The following is a 16331-nucleotide window of genomic DNA, read 5'->3' as shown; positions in this document are numbered from 1 at the left end:
ACCTGGAGACAGCCACAGAGGGGGCGCGCGGGCGATGCTGCGTAAGACTCGCAGGGGAGACTGACGATGAGCGATGGCGCCACGGATTTCCGGGTGTCAAGGTTGCTGGTGACAGACTGTAGAAGGCATCACTCCACCACGCGAAAGGACCAGCACACATGAGGACGCCGGACTGGGTAGAGCACGTGGTGTGGTGGCAGGTCTATCCGCTGGGCTTTTCTGGAGCCGAAAAATCGGCCCGGCATACATCGGACGACGCCGATCGGCGCCACACAGACGGCGGGGATCCGGCTCCCGCACCGCGCGGTCTGACGCAGCTGGTGGAGTGGCTCGACTACATCGTCGAGATGGGCGCTTCCGGCCTCGCCCTGGGCCCGGTTTTTGCCTCCGAAACCCACGGCTACGACACCACGGACTATTACCGCATTGATCCCCGGTTCGGCACCGATGCCGACTTCGACGAACTAATCAGGCAGGCCCACGCGCGCGGGATCCGGGTCCTCCTTGACGGGGTTTTCAACCACACTGGCCGCTCTTTCTCCCCCTTCAGCCAGGCGCTCGAGCAGGGGCCGGGGGCGCCGACGGCGGACTGGTTCAGCTTCTCTTGGCCTGACATCTGGGTGCCGGGCACTGAACCCGGGTATAAAGACTTTGAAGGCCACCACCACCTCGTGGCACTGAACCATGAACAGCCCGCTGTGGTGGATTTTGTGGCAGGTGTGATGAAGCACTGGCTTCGCCGCGGTGCCGACGGGTGGCGCCTCGACGCCGCCTATGCGGTGCCGTCGTCGTTCTGGGCTGGCGTCCTTGACGATGTCCGCTCGGAGTTCCCAGAGGCCTATTTTGTGGGGGAGTATATCCACGGTGACTATCCTGAGGACGTCCGCGCCGGGCACCTTAATTCAGTCACCCAGTACGAGCTGTGGAAGGCGATCTGGAGTTCACTTGCGGAAGCGAACTTCTATGAGCTGACCGCCGCGTTGGAGCGCCACAACAGCTTTCTGGACACCTTTGTGCCGCTGACCTTTATCGGCAACCATGACGTTACGCGCATAGCGAGCCGGCTGGCGCCGTCGGGTCGCCTGGCCCACGCATTGGTGCTGCTGTTCACCCTGCCGGGCACTCCCGTGATCTACTACGGCGATGAACAGGGCTACCGGGGCATCAAGGAGGATCGCGCCGGGGGTGACGACGACATTCGTCCTGCCTTCCCCGCTTCCCCGGCCGACCTCTCAGCCGTCGGGCAACCGCTGTATACCCTGCACAGGGAATTGATCGGGCTGCGGCGCCGGAACCACTGGGTGCACGCATCCCGGACCCGGGTGCATACGCTCAACAACGAACAGCTGCTCTACGAGGTGCACGACGCCGGTCAGGCCCTGTTCGTGGCAATGAATCTTGAGGACACTTCGGTCACGCTGGAGCTTCCGGCCGCGGCGCGCGAACTTCTGGCCGGCGCGGGCGGGCTCGACATCCCGGGTGGTTCGCTGACCCTGCCTCCGAAGGGGTGGGCCATTTTAGGCCTAGCTGACGCCTAGTACGGCTTGATGGTGCCTAAGCGTTGTTTGGGTACGGCAGCCGATGCAGGTGCCTTGCGGGCACCAGCATTCAGTTGCCACTGACGCGACGTCAGGCCTTAGGGCCGGTTCCATGACCATTTCGATTGTGGACACTAGAGCTGGGATGGCAGCCGTATTGAAGGCGCCGAGGCCCTTCACACTCCCAGTACCTATCACCCGAACTTCTTCCATTGCCCTTCGGAGACCACCTCTACGGAGCCACCGACAACCATGATGGCGGTCTGCTCGTCGATGGCATAGGCAGGGCATCCGACGTCGGCGGCCCAGCGCTCGGCGTGGGCCGGTGTATTGGTTGGGAAAGCGTTCAAGTGAGGGAAGATGGAAAAGTCCACCACCCCCAGCGTGCGATCGTCCGGCGCTGAGGGCCACTCGACGAAGTGCTCGCCGATCCGGGGCGCCATCACCATGCTTCCGGCACTCACTCCGACCCACACAGTGTCTGGGAATGACGGCAGCAGCTCGGCCAGTCCGGACTCCCGCATCCAATGAGACAGGTAGGTCGCGTCGCCGCCGTCGACCAATATCGCGTCGGCTTCTCGAAGCCAGGGGATCCATCGCTCCTGGCCGATGGTGGGCAGCGCGGTGAGCTCAAGAACTCCAAGGGAAGCCCAGCCCAGGCCGGACAAGTGACGGAAGTCGGGCTCGGCGGCCAGCAGGCCCCGCACCGATGCCGGTCCGCACATCGGGTGGCCCCACTGCGCTGTCGGAACGACCAAGGCATGGCATTGGCCGATCGGCTTGTCGAGAAGCTGCACGAGCGCCGAGTGAATGCTCGGGTTCGTCACGCCGCCTGACGTAAGCAAGAGTTTCAAACGTTCCTCCGAAGTTCGCGTCCGGATGTGGATGTGCCTGACGGCGCGGGACCGGACTGGAATTCACCGGCCGATGTGGTAGGTCTGCTGGCCTCGCTCGGCCCTTCAATAGGTACACAGCTGGTGAAACTTTGTCCACAGTTCGGCATGGGTGCAGACCTCATCCGGGCGAGCCATAAGAGTGCACGAATCAGTCACACGCGATCCCTTCCTACCATCCCGGTGATGCCGATCGCTGATCCGATAGGAAAGGAACACCACGTGACGCGGAGGGGATCAGCTCATGGGCGGGTTGGTTAGTCGCCCCGCGAGGTCTGCGCCGCAGCCAACCAGGCAATTTCTATCAAGAATGGCGGTTGCTTCAACTTCGACACGCAGGTCGGGTTCGAAGAGGTAATCGACGCCGATAAGGGATGCGGGCGGCATCGGGAGGGGCAAGCCGATTTCATCCGTCACAGCGTCTATAGGCCACAGGCTCGCCGTTGGACGGGCGCGCGATCTGGCCCGATACGTGCACGTGTCGGGTACCTGTGGCGACAGCAACGTGGTGGTAAGGGACGGGCTGCATGAGTGTCTTGGGGGAAGAAAGGTGAACGGCCATCGAAGTGCTCCTTGTTGTGCGAGCGGCCGATGCGCTTCAGCGAATTGAGGCGCAGCATCCCGGCAGTGACGCAAAAGTCACTCACCGCCACTTTGAGGCGGTTGGAACGTAACGGGATCATCCGCCGCGTCCTCCTCACCACACGTCCCGTGGCGGTTGAATACAGCATCACCCCGCTCGATAAGACCCTCCGGCCACCGGTAGAGGTAATGCTCGACTGGGTCGCCGAGCAGATGCCGCTCATCGAGCAGGCACGTCGCCGTTACGACGACGAACTGGACGGGCCGGACGCCAAACAGCCGTGCTGACGAGCACAACCACAGACTCAAGCAACATTGCTTGAGGTAGGGGATCGGCTACTGCCCCGCGGTGAGCCGTTTGAGCACAGCCCCGGGACCACCTGTCAGCTCGAAGAGGGTTCCGAACGGTTGCGTGCCGTGACGGCGAGGATCGCGGTGGCAGCGCCGGCCGCTGTTGCGGCTGCGGACCAGGAGCGTCGACGTTGGCCAATGATCACACCTGCGAATGCCCAGAGAAGGGTGCCGGTGTAAAAACGGGAGGAGATGCTTGTGTGCTCCGGTGCAAGGGCAGCCCTGGTGCCAAGTACACCGAGCCCTGCGAGAAGGGCGGCTCCCGCCGTAGCGGCTTTTGGCCCGGCGGGAACAATACGGTTGCTGACGAGGATGGCGGCCAGGTTCACTCCACAGGCTGCCTGCCCCCAGGCCGCAAGCATTCCCGCTGCCGGGGCGGCCGCCATGATCTCGGCCGCACTCAACTCGCCCCTAAGTTCGGCCTGAGCGATTCGGCGACGTCCCGTCTCTGCGAGCACAGCGATCGCCACCAACGCTCCTTGGCCGGTCCAGAACTTGCCGGATCGCACCAGCGGCGCCCAGATGCCGGTGGCGGCGAACGCGCCAGCGAGGGGCCACCCGGCTGCCCGCCAGATGTCCCGGGTGCTGGCCGGGCCGCGTGCCTGGTGGGCCGCGTAGGCGATGGAGGAGGCGAAGATAGGAAACCAGACGGTGAAGGTGTAGGGCGCTGGCTGGATCACGTTGGGCGGAGCGTTTTCACCCCTGAAGCGCGGACCGTACAACGTGGGTAAGAGGACCTGCGCCGCAGCAGCCCCACAGGTGATTACCTGGCGGGCGGAGTCTCCTGAGACGAACGTCCACACTCGGGTTGGGCTGCCGGGAAGGATGTCGTTCATGAGGGCTCCTAGGAATCTGTGACCTGAGATTAGGGTAGGGCGTCGGTGGACTGGCAACAAGGCTTGGAGATTCTCTGTAACCGGACAAGTCGCCAGCCACTGGCCAACTAGCCCTGCAGGAAGCGGAAGTCGCAGCCCTCGTCCGCCTGGGTGACCTCGGTGACGAACAGCTTCCGGTAGCCACGTTCCGGAACCACCGGTGCTGCCGGTCCCATCACTTCTTCACGCTGCGCCAGTTCCGCATCGGACACCTCCAACTGGATCAGCCGACGGCTCACACTCAAGGTGATCGTGTCGCCTGTCTGCACCAGCCGCAGGGGTCCGCCGACCGCTGACTCTGGGGTCACGTGCAGTACCACTGCGCCGGCGGCGGTGCCGGACATCCGGCCGTCCGAGATTCTCACCATGTCGCGCACGCCCTGCGAGGCAAGCTTCTTCGGGATCGGTAGATATCCGGCCTCGGGCATCCCTGGTGCGCCGACCGGACCGATGTTCTTCAGCACCAACACAGAATCGGCGGTGACGTCGAGATCGGGATCGTCGATCCGCGCCGCCAGGTCTGCCGTATTCTCAAACACCACAGCGGGGCCGGTGTGCTCCAGCAGCGCAGGCGACACGGCTGCCTGCTTGATGATTGCCCCGCCCGGCGCCAGATTCCCGCGAAGGAACGCAAGGCTTCCTTCCGGATACACGGGATTGGAGAGCGGCCGGATGATGTCCTGCGGGAAACCCGGACCGGCGTCGTCAATCTCCTCACCCAGCGTCCGGCCGGTTACGGTCGGAACGTCCCGGTGGATCAGTGAACCCAGTTCCCGCAAGACGGCGGGAACGCCACCGGCACGATGGAAGTCTTCCATGTAATACTTCCCGGACGGCTTCAGATCCACCAGTACCGGGGTCTCCGTGCTCATCCGGTCCAACTGTTCCAGTGACAACCGGATCCCCAACCGACCGGCAACCGCGGTCAGGTGAATGATCGCGTTGGTGGAGCCGCCGATGGCGAGCAGCACCCGCAGCCCATTCTCGAACGCCTCCTGGGTCAGGATCGTGTCCATCTTCGTCCCGGCCGCGGCCAGGGCAACAGCCTGCGTCCCGGTTGCCTCGGCGATCCGCACCCGGTCGGCCGTGACCGCAGGAGCAGACGCCGAACCCGGCATCGCAATCCCCATCGCCTCCGTCAGGCAGGCCATGGTGCTTGCCGTCCCCATCACGGAGCAGGTGCCAACGCTGCCGACCAGACGCGAGTTCACGTCGTCGATCTCTGGTTTGGAAATCTCTCCGCCACGAAACTTGCCCCAGAACGCGCGACAGTCGGTGCACGCGCCCACCCGTTCGCCCCGGTAGCCGCCGGTCAGCATCGATCCGGTCACCAGCGAAATCGCTGGCACCCCCGCCGAGGCAGCACCCATCAGCTGGGCTGGCACGGTCTTGTCGCAGCCGCCGATCAGCACCACGGCGTCCATCGGCTGCGCGCGGATCATTTCCTCCGTGTCCATCGACATCAGGTTCCGCAGGAACATGCTGGTCGGCTGCGAAAAGCTCTCGTGGATGGAGATGGTGGGGAAGTCCACCGGCAACCCACCGGCGAGCATCACCCCACGCTTCACCGCCTCCAGCAGCGCCGGCATGTTGCCGTGGCACGGATTGAACCCGCTGCCCGTGTTGATGATCCCGATCACCGGCCGGTCCAGGGCGTCGTCGGAATACCCGGCACCCTTGATGAACGCCTTCCGCAGGAACAACGAGAACTCGGCGTCCCCGTAGTTGGTCAGGCCCTTGCGGATGCCGGTGGCGGAACTACCGCCGGAAGCTGAAGAAGCACGGGCAGCGGCTTCGCTCACCGGAACGCGGGGACGCCGGTGATGTGGTTGCCCAGGATCAGGGTGTGGACCTCGTCGGTACCCTCATAGGTCCTGACGCTCTCCAGGTTGTTCGCGTGCCGCAGCGGCGAGTAATCCAGGGTGACACCGTTGCCGCCGAGCATCGCCCGCGCCTCACGGCAGATCGCAATCGCCTCGCGACAGTTGTTCAGCTTGCCCACCGAGATCTGGTACGGCTGCAGGGTCCCGGCGTCCTTCAACCGGCCGAGCTGCAGGGCGAGCAGCGTGCCCTTGTTGATCTCCAGCGCCATGTTCACCAGCTTCTCCTGCGTCAGCTGGTAACCGGACAGTGGCTTCCCGAACTGCAGACGCTCCTGCGAGTAGGCCAGAGCGGTGAGGTAGCTGTCCCGGGCCGCACCCATAGCGCCCCAGATGATGCCATAGCGCGCCTCGTTCAGGCACTCGAACGGGCCACGCAGCCCCTTGGCGTTCGGGAGCATCGCGCTCTCCGGCAACCGGATGTCTGTCAGGGTGATGTCGCACTGGATGGACGCCCGCATGGAGAGTTTCTGCTTGATCGGGGTTGCCACGAACCCCGGGCTGTCGGTGGGCACCACGAAGCCGCGGACGCCGTCGTCGGTCATCGCCCAGATGATGGCGAGCTTCGCCACCGAGGCCAGGCCGATCCAGCGCTTGGCACCGTTGAGGATCCAGTCCGACCCGTCGCGCTTCGCGAAGGTCTGCATGGCGCCGGGGTCGGACCCGGCAGTCGGCTCGGTCAACCCGAACGCACCGATCGCGGTCCCGGCAGCCATCTGCGGCAGCCACTCGGTCTTCTGCTCCTCCGAGCCGTGCTTGTAGATGGCGCTCATAGCCAGCGAACCCTGCACCGACACGAAGGTCCGCAGACCCGAATCGCCGGCCTCCAACTCCATCGCGGCCAACCCATACTCCACCGAGGACTTACCAGGGCAGCCGTAGCCCTTGATGTGCATGCCGAGCAGGCCCAGCTCGGCCATCTGCGGCACGATTTCCATCGGGAAGACGGCGTCGTCGTACCACTGGGCGATGTTCGGCTTGATCTCGCTGTCAACGAAGGACCGCACGGTGTCCCGCAGGCTGATTTCCTCGGGGGAGAGGAGGCCTTCAATACCGATCAGGTCTGACATGTCAGTCATGGTGCTGCTTTCAACGGTTGAGGAAGTCACTGGGGATCCTGCTTTCACTGTAGGTGTTGCAACGCTGGAACGGCGGGGAGGTCAAAGGCGGCACCATTGTGCTCGCCGAGTAGGGGCGGCGGGCGCGGTACCGGGCGGGGGTCCCGGAGAGGTGGATGGGGTTGGCGACCTGCTGGCTGGTCCGCGACCCGTCAGCATTGGCGATCTCGACGACGGGGGCGAGACCCAGCGTGTCCGCCAGTTCCAGCGCCTCAACAATCGAGTTCACCTTCCCCGCGGGCACACCGGCGACGCTGAGCAGCTCCGACCACTCGGCGGCGGACCTGGAGCCCAGCTGCTCTTCCAGCTGGGACTTCAACACCACCCGGTTGGCCACCCGGTTCGAATTTCCCGCAAACCGTTCATCGCTGGAAAGCTCGGGCACACCGAGCACCCGGACCAGCCCGGCGAACTGCTTGTCGGTCCCGACGGCCACGGCCAGCGGGCCATCGGCGGTCCGCAACGTCTCGTACGGCGCGATGCTCGGGTGCGCGTTGCCCATCCGCTGCGGGGATTCACCGGTGGCCAGCGTGCTCGACGCCTGGTTCACCAGCCCCGACAGCAGCGACGACAACAGGTTCACATCCACCCGCTGTCCCACCCCGGTCTGCTCCAGCGACCGCAGCGCGGCGAGGATCCCGACGACGGCGTTCTGCCCGGTCACCACATCCACCAGGGCCACGCCCACCTTGCTGGGCTCGGAATCGAGCCCGCCGGTGACGCTCATCAGTCCGCCGACGGCCTGCACCAGCAGGTCATAGCCCGGCAGGTGCGCACCGGCGGTGCTGCCGAACCCGGTGATGGAGCAGTAGATCAGGTCCGGCCGCCGGTCCATGAGGGACTCGTAATCCAGCCCGAACCGCTCCATGATGCCGGGACGGAAGTTCTCGATCACGACGTCGGCCGTCAACGCGATCTCCAGCGCCGCCGCCTGCCCCTCGGGCGTGGTCAGGTCGCACACCACCGAACGCTTGTTGCGGTTCACGCTGGAAAAATAGGTGCCCACGCCGTACTCGTCCACCGGCGGCGTCCAGCTGCGGGTGTCATCGCCGGACGGGCTTTCCACCTTGATCACATCGGCCCCGAAATCGGCCAGCATCATCGAGGCAAACGGTCCCGCGAGCACCCTGGAAAAGTCGGCCACCTTGATGCCGTCCAGGGGGCCGGCCGGTAATCCGTCGTCGGGGGTGTCACTCACTGACGCCACTGCCTTCCTGATGAGCACTGTCTTCTTGACCAACACTGGTTGTCTGGTCGACCACCGGGTTGCTGAGCACCCCGACGCCGGGGATGCGGCATTCCGCCACGTCACCCGCCCTGATGTGCACGGCGCCCGGTGTGCCGGTGGAGATGATGTCCCCCGGGTAGAGCGGCATCACCTTGCTGTGGAAACTGACCAGGTACTCGGGGGAGTACCTCATGTTGCCGACCACATTGCTGCGGTGCACCTTGCCGTTGATCACGGTGGACACCTCGACGGCGGCCAGCGACCCGGCGTCGTCGGCCACCTCCGACAGCGGCACGATCTCCGGCCCGAAGGAGAAGAAGCCGGGAAAGTTCTTGGACCGGGTGAGGAACCGGGGATTCTTCTCCAGGATGTCCTCGGCGGTCTGGTCCAGCAGGGTGACGACGCCGGCCACATAGGACAGCGCGTCCTCCGGCTCCACGTCACGGCAGTAGCTGCCGATCACGAGCCCCAGTTCCGCCTCGGCCGTGGTGCGCACACTCTGGTGCGGGATGGTGATGTTTTCGCCCGGACCGATGATGGTGTGATCGCCCTTGATGAACGACGCCGGCTCGTCCGGGACCCCCTCGGACAGATCCGAGGCGTGCTCGACGTAGTTCAGGCCAATGCCCCACAGCATCCGCGGATGCCGGTACGGGGCGCCGAATGTCACCGTGTCGCGGTCCCGGAAGACGTCGGTGTCCGCTGAGTCGGCGAACGACTCCAGCTTTGCCAGCGAATCGGTGGCCAGCAGCTCCAACAGGTCGCCGGTGAAGCCCGGGATGAGGTCACGGACCAGCGCGACGCCGCGCTCGGGGTGGATCACCGCGGCGAGTTCGTCGCCGCCTTCGCGTACTGAGGCCAAATGCATGGTCAGCGCTTCTTTCTGTCAATGGTTAAAGGATAGGGAACGAGAGAGTCAGGAAATTGCGGGTGGGCTAGTAGCCGCGGACCAGGCCGCCGTCGCAGCGGACCTGTTCGCCCGTCACGTACGCGGCGGGGACGCTGGCGAGGAAGGCGACGACGGCGCCGAACTCCTCGGGCGCACCGTACCGGCCGGCGGGAATGGTCTTTTCCGACGCGGCGCGAGCCTCGTCCGGGGTGCTGCCGGTCCGCTTGGCTGCCGCAGCATCGAGGGACGCCACCCGGTCCGTGTCGATCCGGCCGGGCAGCACCATGTTCACGGTGACGCCGTCGGCCGCCACCTCGGCAGCCAGGGTCTTGAGGTAGCCAGCCAGCCCGGCCCGGCCGATGTTGGAGAGCGCCAGGTTGGGCAGCGGCTGCTGCACTCCGCTGGACCCGACGGCGACAATCCGGCCCCAGCCGCGTTCGCGCATCCCGGGCAGCACCAGGTTGGTCAGCCTCATGTGCTGCAGCAGCAATTGGTGTACCGCGGCCAGGGCCTGCTCGTCGCTGACATCCGCCGCACCGCCAGGGGGTGGGCCGCCGCTGTTGAGGATCAGCACATCGATCGGGCCGAAGGCCTGCTCGGCGGCTTCGACCAGGGCGGCGGGGGCGCCGTCGTCGGTCAGGTCCATCGCAATCCCGACGGCGGAGGGCAGCTTGGCGGCTTCGGCCTGCACCACGTCCTCGCGGCGGGCGGCGAGCACCACGTTGGCGCCCTCGCCGGCGAGTGCCTGGGCAATGGCCAGGCCAATGCCCGAGCTCGCGCCCGGTACCAGCACGTTCTTCCCCTTGAGTCCGGTATCCATCAGGCAATCTCCTTCACAGCATCAAGGTGGGCGTCGATCATGTCGGCGAGTGCCGGCGGCAACGTGGGGGACGGCGGGCGTACCGCGGCGTCGGCGATGATGCCGCGGCGGCGCAGGATCTCCTTGCGGAGGGCGAGTCCAATGCCGGGTTGGCCCTCGAAGTTCGCCAGCGGCAGCCACGGGGCAAACGCGGCGCGGGCGGCTGGGAAACCGCCGTCGGCGAACGCGGTCAACGCCGCCTGCAGGCCCTCCGGGTGGGAGAACCCGGTCATCGCGCCGGCCGCACCGGCGGCCAGCTCATCGAGCAGCCCGACCCCGCCCAGCCCGCCGAAGACCGGCACCGTGGTGGCAGCGGTCAGCGCGGCGATGGGGACGGCGGTGGGTGGCGCCTCGGACTTCACGGCGCTGATGAACGGGCAGAGCTCCAGCACTTTCAGAATCTGTGCGGCGCTGATCTTCACACCCGAAGCCACCGGATAGTCCTGCAGCACAATCCCGGCGCCGGTCTCGGCTGGGATGACCTCGTTGATCGCCGTCAGATGCGCGGCGAGCAGCTCGGGGTTGGCGCTATTGGCCTGCACCATCAGCGCACCGAGGTTGCTACCCGCGGCGGCGACCGCGGTGCGCGCCTGCTCGACGGCGACCGCCGTCGACCGCGCCGACAGGCCGACCACCAGCGGAGTGTCACCGGCTTCCTCGGCGACGGTCGTCACGATCAGGGTCTGCTCGGCGGTGTCCAGGGACACGCCCTCGCCAAACACGCCGAGCACCACCATGCCGGTGGCGTTCAGCCCGGTGTAGAGGCGGACTTCGCTGCGGAGCGACTCGGTGTCGACGGCGAAGTCGTTGCCGGAGAAGGGCGTGGCGAGCACGCCCCAGAGGCCTTTGGCGAGCGGGGAAACAGGGGAAGTTGTCAGAGGGTGTGTAGTCACAGGGATGAGGTGTCCTTTCGGTCGGAGTCGCGGTCGAGTGCCAGCGAGACGATGTGCTCGGCGATGGCGAGCGAGGAGGTGGCGGCGGGCGATGGCGCGTTCCTTACGGACAACACCGAGCCCTGCCGGGTGATCCGGAAATCGTCCACCAGGGAACCGTCGCGGGTCAGCGCCTGGGCGCGGATGCCACGGGGGCCGGGGACGACGTCGTCGGCGGTGATCTCGGGAACGTACTTGCGCGCTTCGGCGACGAACCGGCGCTTGCTCAGCGACCCGAGCATTTCGGCGGCACCGGTGAGCCAGTGCTGCTTCGCGAAGGCCCGGAAACCCGAGTACATCACCGCGTCCTTGAGGTCGCGGGGCGAGATAGTGGACCACTTGTAGCCTTCACGGGCGAGGGCCAGCACTGCGTTGGGACCGACCATCACCTCGCCGTCGGTGGTCGGGGTCAGATGTACGCCAAGGAAGGGATACCGGGGGTCCGGTACCGGGTACACCAGCCCGCGGACCAGATGCCGGCGTTCCGGGCGCAGCAGATAGTACTCGCCGCGGAAGGGCACAATCTTGGGGTCGTCGTCGTCGCCGGCGAGCTTCGCCACCCGGTCGGCCTGCAGCCCGGCGCAGACGATCACCGTGTCGTAGGCGTCGGACGTTTCGGCGCCGTGGTGCTTGCCTGTGACCACCGTCTGCCCGGCGCGTTCGGTCAGGGCGGTGACCTCGAAGTTGGTGTGGACGGTGCCGCCGGCGTCCTCGACGTCCTTGGCGAGGGAGCGGGTGATCGCGCCGTAGTCGACGATCGCGGTGTGCGGGGAGTGCAGGCCAGAGGTGCCCTTGACGTGGGGTTCGAGGTCCAGCAGCTCGTCCTTGTTGATGAGGCGCACGCCCGGCACACCGTTGGCGACCGCGCGGTCCATGATGTCCCCGAGCCGGCCTTCCTCGACGGGGTTGCGGGCCACGAGGACCTTGCCGCACTCGTCGTAGGGCAGGCCCTTCTCTTCGCAGTACTCCTTGAGCATGTCCACGCCCTGCCGGCAGAGCCGCGCCTTCAACGATCCGGGCGTGTAGTACAGCCCGGCGTGGACGACGCCGGAGTTCCGGCCGGTCTGGTGTCCGGCAAGGATGGGTTCCTTCTCCAGCACGGTGACGTGGGCGTCGGGCTGCACCTGCAGCAACCGGCGGGCGACGGCGGCACCAACGATGCCACCTCCCACCACTGCGAAACGCGTGGGTGTCATCTCTTCTCCTCCATTGGGGTCAAGGTGTGGTCTGTGGCGGGCAGCGCGGCGGCGGTGAGTGCCCGCGACCGGCGGATCATGCGGCGAGCCACCGTGAAGGTCACGGCTGCCAGGGCGGCGACGACGGCGGCGGCCAGCCAGGCGGTGTCATACGAGGTGGCGGCGGTCAGTAGCCCGAACAGCAGCGGCCCGGCCGCGGCACCCAGGGAAAGCCCGGTCTGGATGACGCCGGTGGCGGTGGCCGCGTTGGCGCGGTTGTCCCGGACCACAGCGAAGTGCACCAGGCCTGGCCAGGTCCAGCCGGCGCCGTAGGCCAACAGTGCGCCGAGCACGAAAAGCAGCGAACTGGTGCCCAGGGCGAGCAGCAAATACCCAATCACCCCGGTTGCTAGGAGATTGGTGATCAGCACGAGCGGGCTGCGGTGCGGGTACCTGTCCATGGCGAGGCCCAGCAGGATGCGGATCACCAGGCCCAGCAGCGCCGCGCCGGCGAACAGCAGCCCGGCGGTTCCGGGCGCCATCCCGGATTGCACCGCCGAGTCCACCAGGAACACGCCCAGCGAGGTGGCCGCTGCGGCGGCGAGCCCGGCGCCCACGCTCAGCATCACCAACCCGCCCCTGGGGGTGCCGCGGTCCGCCTTGGGGGTTTCTCCGGGCTGGGTCGGGCGGGTGCCGGGTGCGCTGAAGAACGCCCACACGGCAATCGCGATGGCCATCAGCGAGCCGAGCAGAAAGGCATACCGCCAGCCGACGGCGAGGGCAATCACCGGGACGGCGATCCCGGCGATCATAGAGGCAGCCGGGATGGAGGACTGCTTGACGCCGAACGCCAGGCCCAGCCGGTTCGGATTGACCGCCCGGGAAATGCCCAGGTTTGCCGACGGTTGGGCCATCGCGTTGGCCAGCCCACCGACAAACAGGGCCACGATCAGTAGCGCGAATGTCGGCGCCAGACCGGCCCCGGCGAGGGCGACGGCGGCGAGCGTCGCCGAGGCGACCATGCCTTTCGCGGCACCGATGCGCTGCACCAGCCCGCCCAACGGGCGGGCCAGTACGCCGGACACGGTGAAGAGAGTGGCCGCAGCCATCCCCATTTCCGCTGGACCAATGTCCAGGTCCCCACGGATCTGCACCGCCAACGCACCCAGCAGGAAGGCAGGAAGCACCCCTGTGGTGGTGACGGAGACGGCCTGCAGCATGGTGACCGCTGCGTGCGTCGACGGTGCTTTGGTCATGAAGCGGCGGGACCCGTGGTGGGTTTCGACGACGCAACACTCTTCGGCGACGAGGTGCCTGCCGCGGTGGACGACGCACGGTGTGCACCGGCCCCCGAGGAGGTGGCCGACGCCGTCGTCCTCGTTGCCGAATCAACCGAATCAACCGAATCAACCGAATCGGCTGAGTCTGCTTCCGCCGGCTCGGCGTCCGGATCATACGGGTGCCGTTTCCGGCCGATCAGGTGCACCACCACACCGACGGCGATGATCGCGATGCCGATCCCAATGTTCAGCGGATCGAGGGTGAGCAGCGGGAGGGACCCGATGGCCAGGATGACCCGTTCCGGCCAGCGGGCCGGGCCGATGAGCCAGCCACCGGTGGAGACGGCCAGCGCTGCGACCGCGAGGATCGACACGGAGAAGGCCAGTGCCACGGTAGCGACGCCGCCCTGGAGCAGCAGCCCAACACCCGAGCCGGAGAGGACGAAGATGAACGGCACCAGGAAGGCGGACAGGGTGTACCGCCAGGTGAGCCACATGGTCTTGATCGGTTTGCCGCCGGTGATGGCCGACGCGGCGAACGGCGAGAGCGCCGTCGGGGGCGATACTTCGCTGAGGACCGAGTAGTAGAAGATGAACATCGCTGCGGCGAAGCCCGGCACGCCCACGTCCTGCAGGGCGGGGCCGATGATCACCCAGGAGATGATGAAGCTCGCCGTGACCGGCACCGCCAGGCCCAGCAGGATGACCGCGGTAGCCGAGAAGATCGCGGTGAGCAGGAGGCTGCCGCCAGCGAAGTCGACGATGATGCTGGCGAGCTTCAGGCCCAGACCGGTCAGGGTCATGATGCCCACGATCAGGCCCGCCGCCGCCATCACGGGGATGACGGAGAGGGCGCCGGTGGCTCCGGTGGCCAGGGCATCCCAGATCCGCCGGGGGGTCATCCAGGACTCGCGGTCGAAGAAGCTCAGCACAAAAGCGAGCACCGTGGCGAAGACCACGGCCCGGAACGGGGTCATGCCCATGGCCATGAAGGCGACGATGGCGATCAGGGAGCTGAAGTGGTAGCCGAAGCGCAGCAGCAGTTTACCGACGGGCTTGATGTCCATCTCCACTGCCTTGGTCTTGAACCGGCGGGCGTCCATCTCAATGGCGAGGATGATGCCGAAGTAGTAGAGCAGGGTGGGGATGGTGGCCCAGATCAGGACCTCAAGGTAGGACACGCCCAGCAGGGCGGCGATGATGAACGCCGCAGCGCCGAGGGTTGGAGGCGACATGATCGCGCCGATACCCGCGGCGGCCAGGATGCCACCACCGTGTTCCTTCGGGTAACCGGCCTTGCGCAGCAGCGGCCAGGAGATGCCACCGAGGGTGACGGTGGTGGCCACGCCGGAACCTGACACGGTACCCAGCAGGAAGCCCGCCAGGGTGACGGTCCGGCCGGGGCCGGACTTCGACTGGCCGAACGCCGAGAAGGAGAGGTCGATGAAGAACTTGGTGGCACCCGAGGCGCCGAGCACGGCACCGTAGATGGTGAACAGGATGATGTACGTGGCAGCGACGTCGGTGGGCACCCCGAAGATTCCCTGAGTGCCCATCACGTTGTGGCCCACCAGCCGGATCCAGTCGAACGACGACGTGTTGAACGGCGCCGGAATGTACGGGCCCCAGTAGGCGTAGGCGAAGAATCCCACGACCACCAGCGGCACCAGGATACCGACGGTCCGCCGGGCGGCTTCCAGGACCACGAGGATGGCGATGATGCCCATGGCCAGGTCGAGGTAGGTGGGATTGATGGCGCGGCGGAAGAAGGAGTCCCAGTCGGAAATGATGTAGGCGAAGGGCACCACGGCGATGGCAGCAAATACCCAGTCCAGGATGTGTGGATTATCGGATTTTCCGGTTTCCTTGGCCTTATCCGACCGGCCCCACCCGCGGTACACCAGGAAGGTCAGGGACAGCCCGACCATCAGGAACGCTGGCAGATAGAACTGCGTCGCCATCGGGTTGAACACCCAGTACAGGGCGAAGACCGACATGCCGCCGGCAACGACCTTGACCACCAGGGCAGGAAGACCCGCCAGCTGCCGGGCGGGTTTCTCCGCCTCGAACTCGGCGATCAGCGCGTCTTCATCGATCTCGTCGCTGCGATCGATCGGGTTGATCTCGGCGTCGTCGGGTATTCGCGCTTCGTCGCGGCGGCTCGGATCGATCGCCTCGTCGGGGGTGGGGCGGTGCAGCTTGCCGGCCTTGACGGCGCCGTCGCCGTCAATTCGCTCGGTCATGGGGTCTCCTTGATGTCTAGCAGGATGAAGGGCTGATCGTCGTCGACCATGTCCCACAGCGAAACGGGCGCTGTTCCGGGCAGGTGGAGGGTGCGTTCACCGAGATCGGTGGCGGCAATAGAAAGGTCCGTGAACACGGCGGGGTGTGCTGGGTCGGGCTCGACCACAAAGTTCCGCCGGTCGTTGGGGTCCGCGGGGGTGGGGGCGCCGGGGACACCGTAATACTCTTCGAGCACCGCGAGCTGGTCGGCGGCGATCTGGTGGAGCCGGAATCTGCCGTCGGGGAGGACCGTGTAACGTTCCTCGGCGATGGTTCCGTAAATCGAATTGCGGTAGCTGACCGCGAAAGTATCCCCGGGAAGGGGAACCGAGGCCAGCCCGCCGTCGTCGTTGGTGATCACGATGCTGCGCCCGGGAGCGTCCCGTTCGGGGACACTCTGGGCAGCAACCGCGAACGCCCCACCGCCCAGCGTGCCAAGCACACCAGG

The 16331-nt window shown here is 66.4% G+C and carries 13 protein-coding genes and 1 pseudogene; 2 read left to right on the top strand and 12 right to left on the bottom strand.

All coding sequences use genetic code 11. The features are described from left to right. Positions 1–158: 158 nt before the first annotated feature. Entirely contained in the window at positions 159–1538 is a 1380-nt protein-coding gene (locus DDA93_RS08185) for an alpha-amylase family glycosyl hydrolase (RefSeq protein WP_024476629.1), read from the top strand. A gap of 194 nt (positions 1539–1732) precedes the next feature. Here DDA93_RS08185 and DDA93_RS08180 read toward each other — a convergent pair whose 3' ends face one another. Then, complete coding sequence (locus DDA93_RS08180; protein WP_024476628.1) at positions 1733–2392, bottom strand: Type 1 glutamine amidotransferase-like domain-containing protein; 660 nt, start codon at positions 2390–2392, stop codon at positions 1733–1735. A 570-nt stretch (positions 2393–2962) separates the two neighbouring features. Here DDA93_RS08180 and DDA93_RS08170 point away from each other — a divergent pair. Further along, on the top strand, positions 2963–3301 hold the full coding sequence (locus DDA93_RS08170; RefSeq protein ID WP_051317663.1) for a helix-turn-helix domain-containing protein: 339 nt from the start codon (positions 2963–2965) through the stop codon (positions 3299–3301). 95 nt (positions 3302–3396) lie between these two features. On the opposite strand, the gene DDA93_RS08165 is transcribed toward DDA93_RS08170, so the two are convergent. From DDA93_RS08165 to DDA93_RS08115, 11 genes and pseudogenes are all read right to left on the bottom strand, one after another. Then, on the bottom strand, positions 3397–4200 hold the full coding sequence (locus DDA93_RS08165) for a hypothetical protein (RefSeq protein WP_116778471.1): 804 nt from the start codon (positions 4198–4200) through the stop codon (positions 3397–3399). Positions 4201–4307: 107 nt separating this feature from the next. Beyond that, positions 4308–6041: an IlvD/Edd family dehydratase gene (locus DDA93_RS08160; RefSeq protein WP_024476625.1), complete on the bottom strand. Its 1734-nt coding sequence runs from the start codon at positions 6039–6041 to the stop codon at positions 4308–4310. Then, positions 6038–7198 carry an acyl-CoA dehydrogenase family protein gene (locus DDA93_RS08155; protein WP_024476624.1) on the bottom strand — a complete coding sequence of 387 codons (1161 nt, stop codon included), beginning with the start codon at positions 7196–7198 and terminating at the stop codon, positions 6038–6040. Before DDA93_RS08155 ends, DDA93_RS08160 begins: the two co-directional genes overlap by 4 nt. A gap of 44 nt (positions 7199–7242) precedes the next feature. Beyond that, a pseudogene (locus tag DDA93_RS08150) lies at positions 7243–8462 on the bottom strand (CoA transferase). Beyond that, complete coding sequence (locus tag DDA93_RS08145) at positions 8428–9333, bottom strand: fumarylacetoacetate hydrolase family protein (RefSeq protein ID WP_024476622.1); 906 nt, start codon at positions 9331–9333, stop codon at positions 8428–8430. The pseudogene DDA93_RS08150 and the gene DDA93_RS08145 overlap by 35 nt, the downstream one beginning before the upstream one ends. A gap of 67 nt (positions 9334–9400) precedes the next feature. Further along, positions 9401–10174 (bottom strand): SDR family oxidoreductase, encoded by a 774-nt coding sequence (locus DDA93_RS08140; protein ID WP_116778470.1) that lies wholly within the window; start codon positions 10172–10174, stop codon positions 9401–9403. Then, complete coding sequence (locus DDA93_RS08135; RefSeq protein ID WP_116778469.1) at positions 10174–11106, bottom strand: dihydrodipicolinate synthase family protein; 933 nt, start codon at positions 11104–11106, stop codon at positions 10174–10176. Before DDA93_RS08135 ends, DDA93_RS08140 begins: the two co-directional genes overlap by 1 nt. Next, a complete protein-coding gene (gene lhgO / locus DDA93_RS08130; RefSeq protein ID WP_116778468.1) occupies positions 11103–12341 on the bottom strand; it encodes an L-2-hydroxyglutarate oxidase in 1239 nt (412 codons plus the stop codon). The genes DDA93_RS08135 and lhgO overlap by 4 nt, the downstream gene beginning before the upstream one ends. Continuing rightward, on the bottom strand, positions 12338–13576 hold the full coding sequence (locus tag DDA93_RS08125; RefSeq protein ID WP_116778467.1) for an MFS transporter: 1239 nt from the start codon (positions 13574–13576) through the stop codon (positions 12338–12340). Before DDA93_RS08125 ends, lhgO begins: the two co-directional genes overlap by 4 nt. After that, on the bottom strand, positions 13573–15843 hold the full coding sequence (locus DDA93_RS08120) for a TRAP transporter fused permease subunit (RefSeq protein WP_116778466.1): 2271 nt from the start codon (positions 15841–15843) through the stop codon (positions 13573–13575). The genes DDA93_RS08125 and DDA93_RS08120 overlap by 4 nt, the downstream gene beginning before the upstream one ends. Next, positions 15840–16325, bottom strand: coding sequence for a hypothetical protein (locus tag DDA93_RS08115; protein ID WP_243400556.1), 486 nt, complete (start codon positions 16323–16325; stop codon positions 15840–15842). The genes DDA93_RS08120 and DDA93_RS08115 overlap by 4 nt, the downstream gene beginning before the upstream one ends. Positions 16326–16331: the final 6 nt, after the last annotated feature.

Origin of the sequence: Arthrobacter sp. Bz4, from assembly GCF_003075455.1 — a bacterium.
Lineage (GTDB): Bacteria > Actinomycetota > Actinomycetes > Actinomycetales > Micrococcaceae > Arthrobacter_D.
The sequence above is the reverse complement of the archived record's forward strand: the minus strand, read 5'-3'. Positions and strand labels throughout refer to the sequence as shown.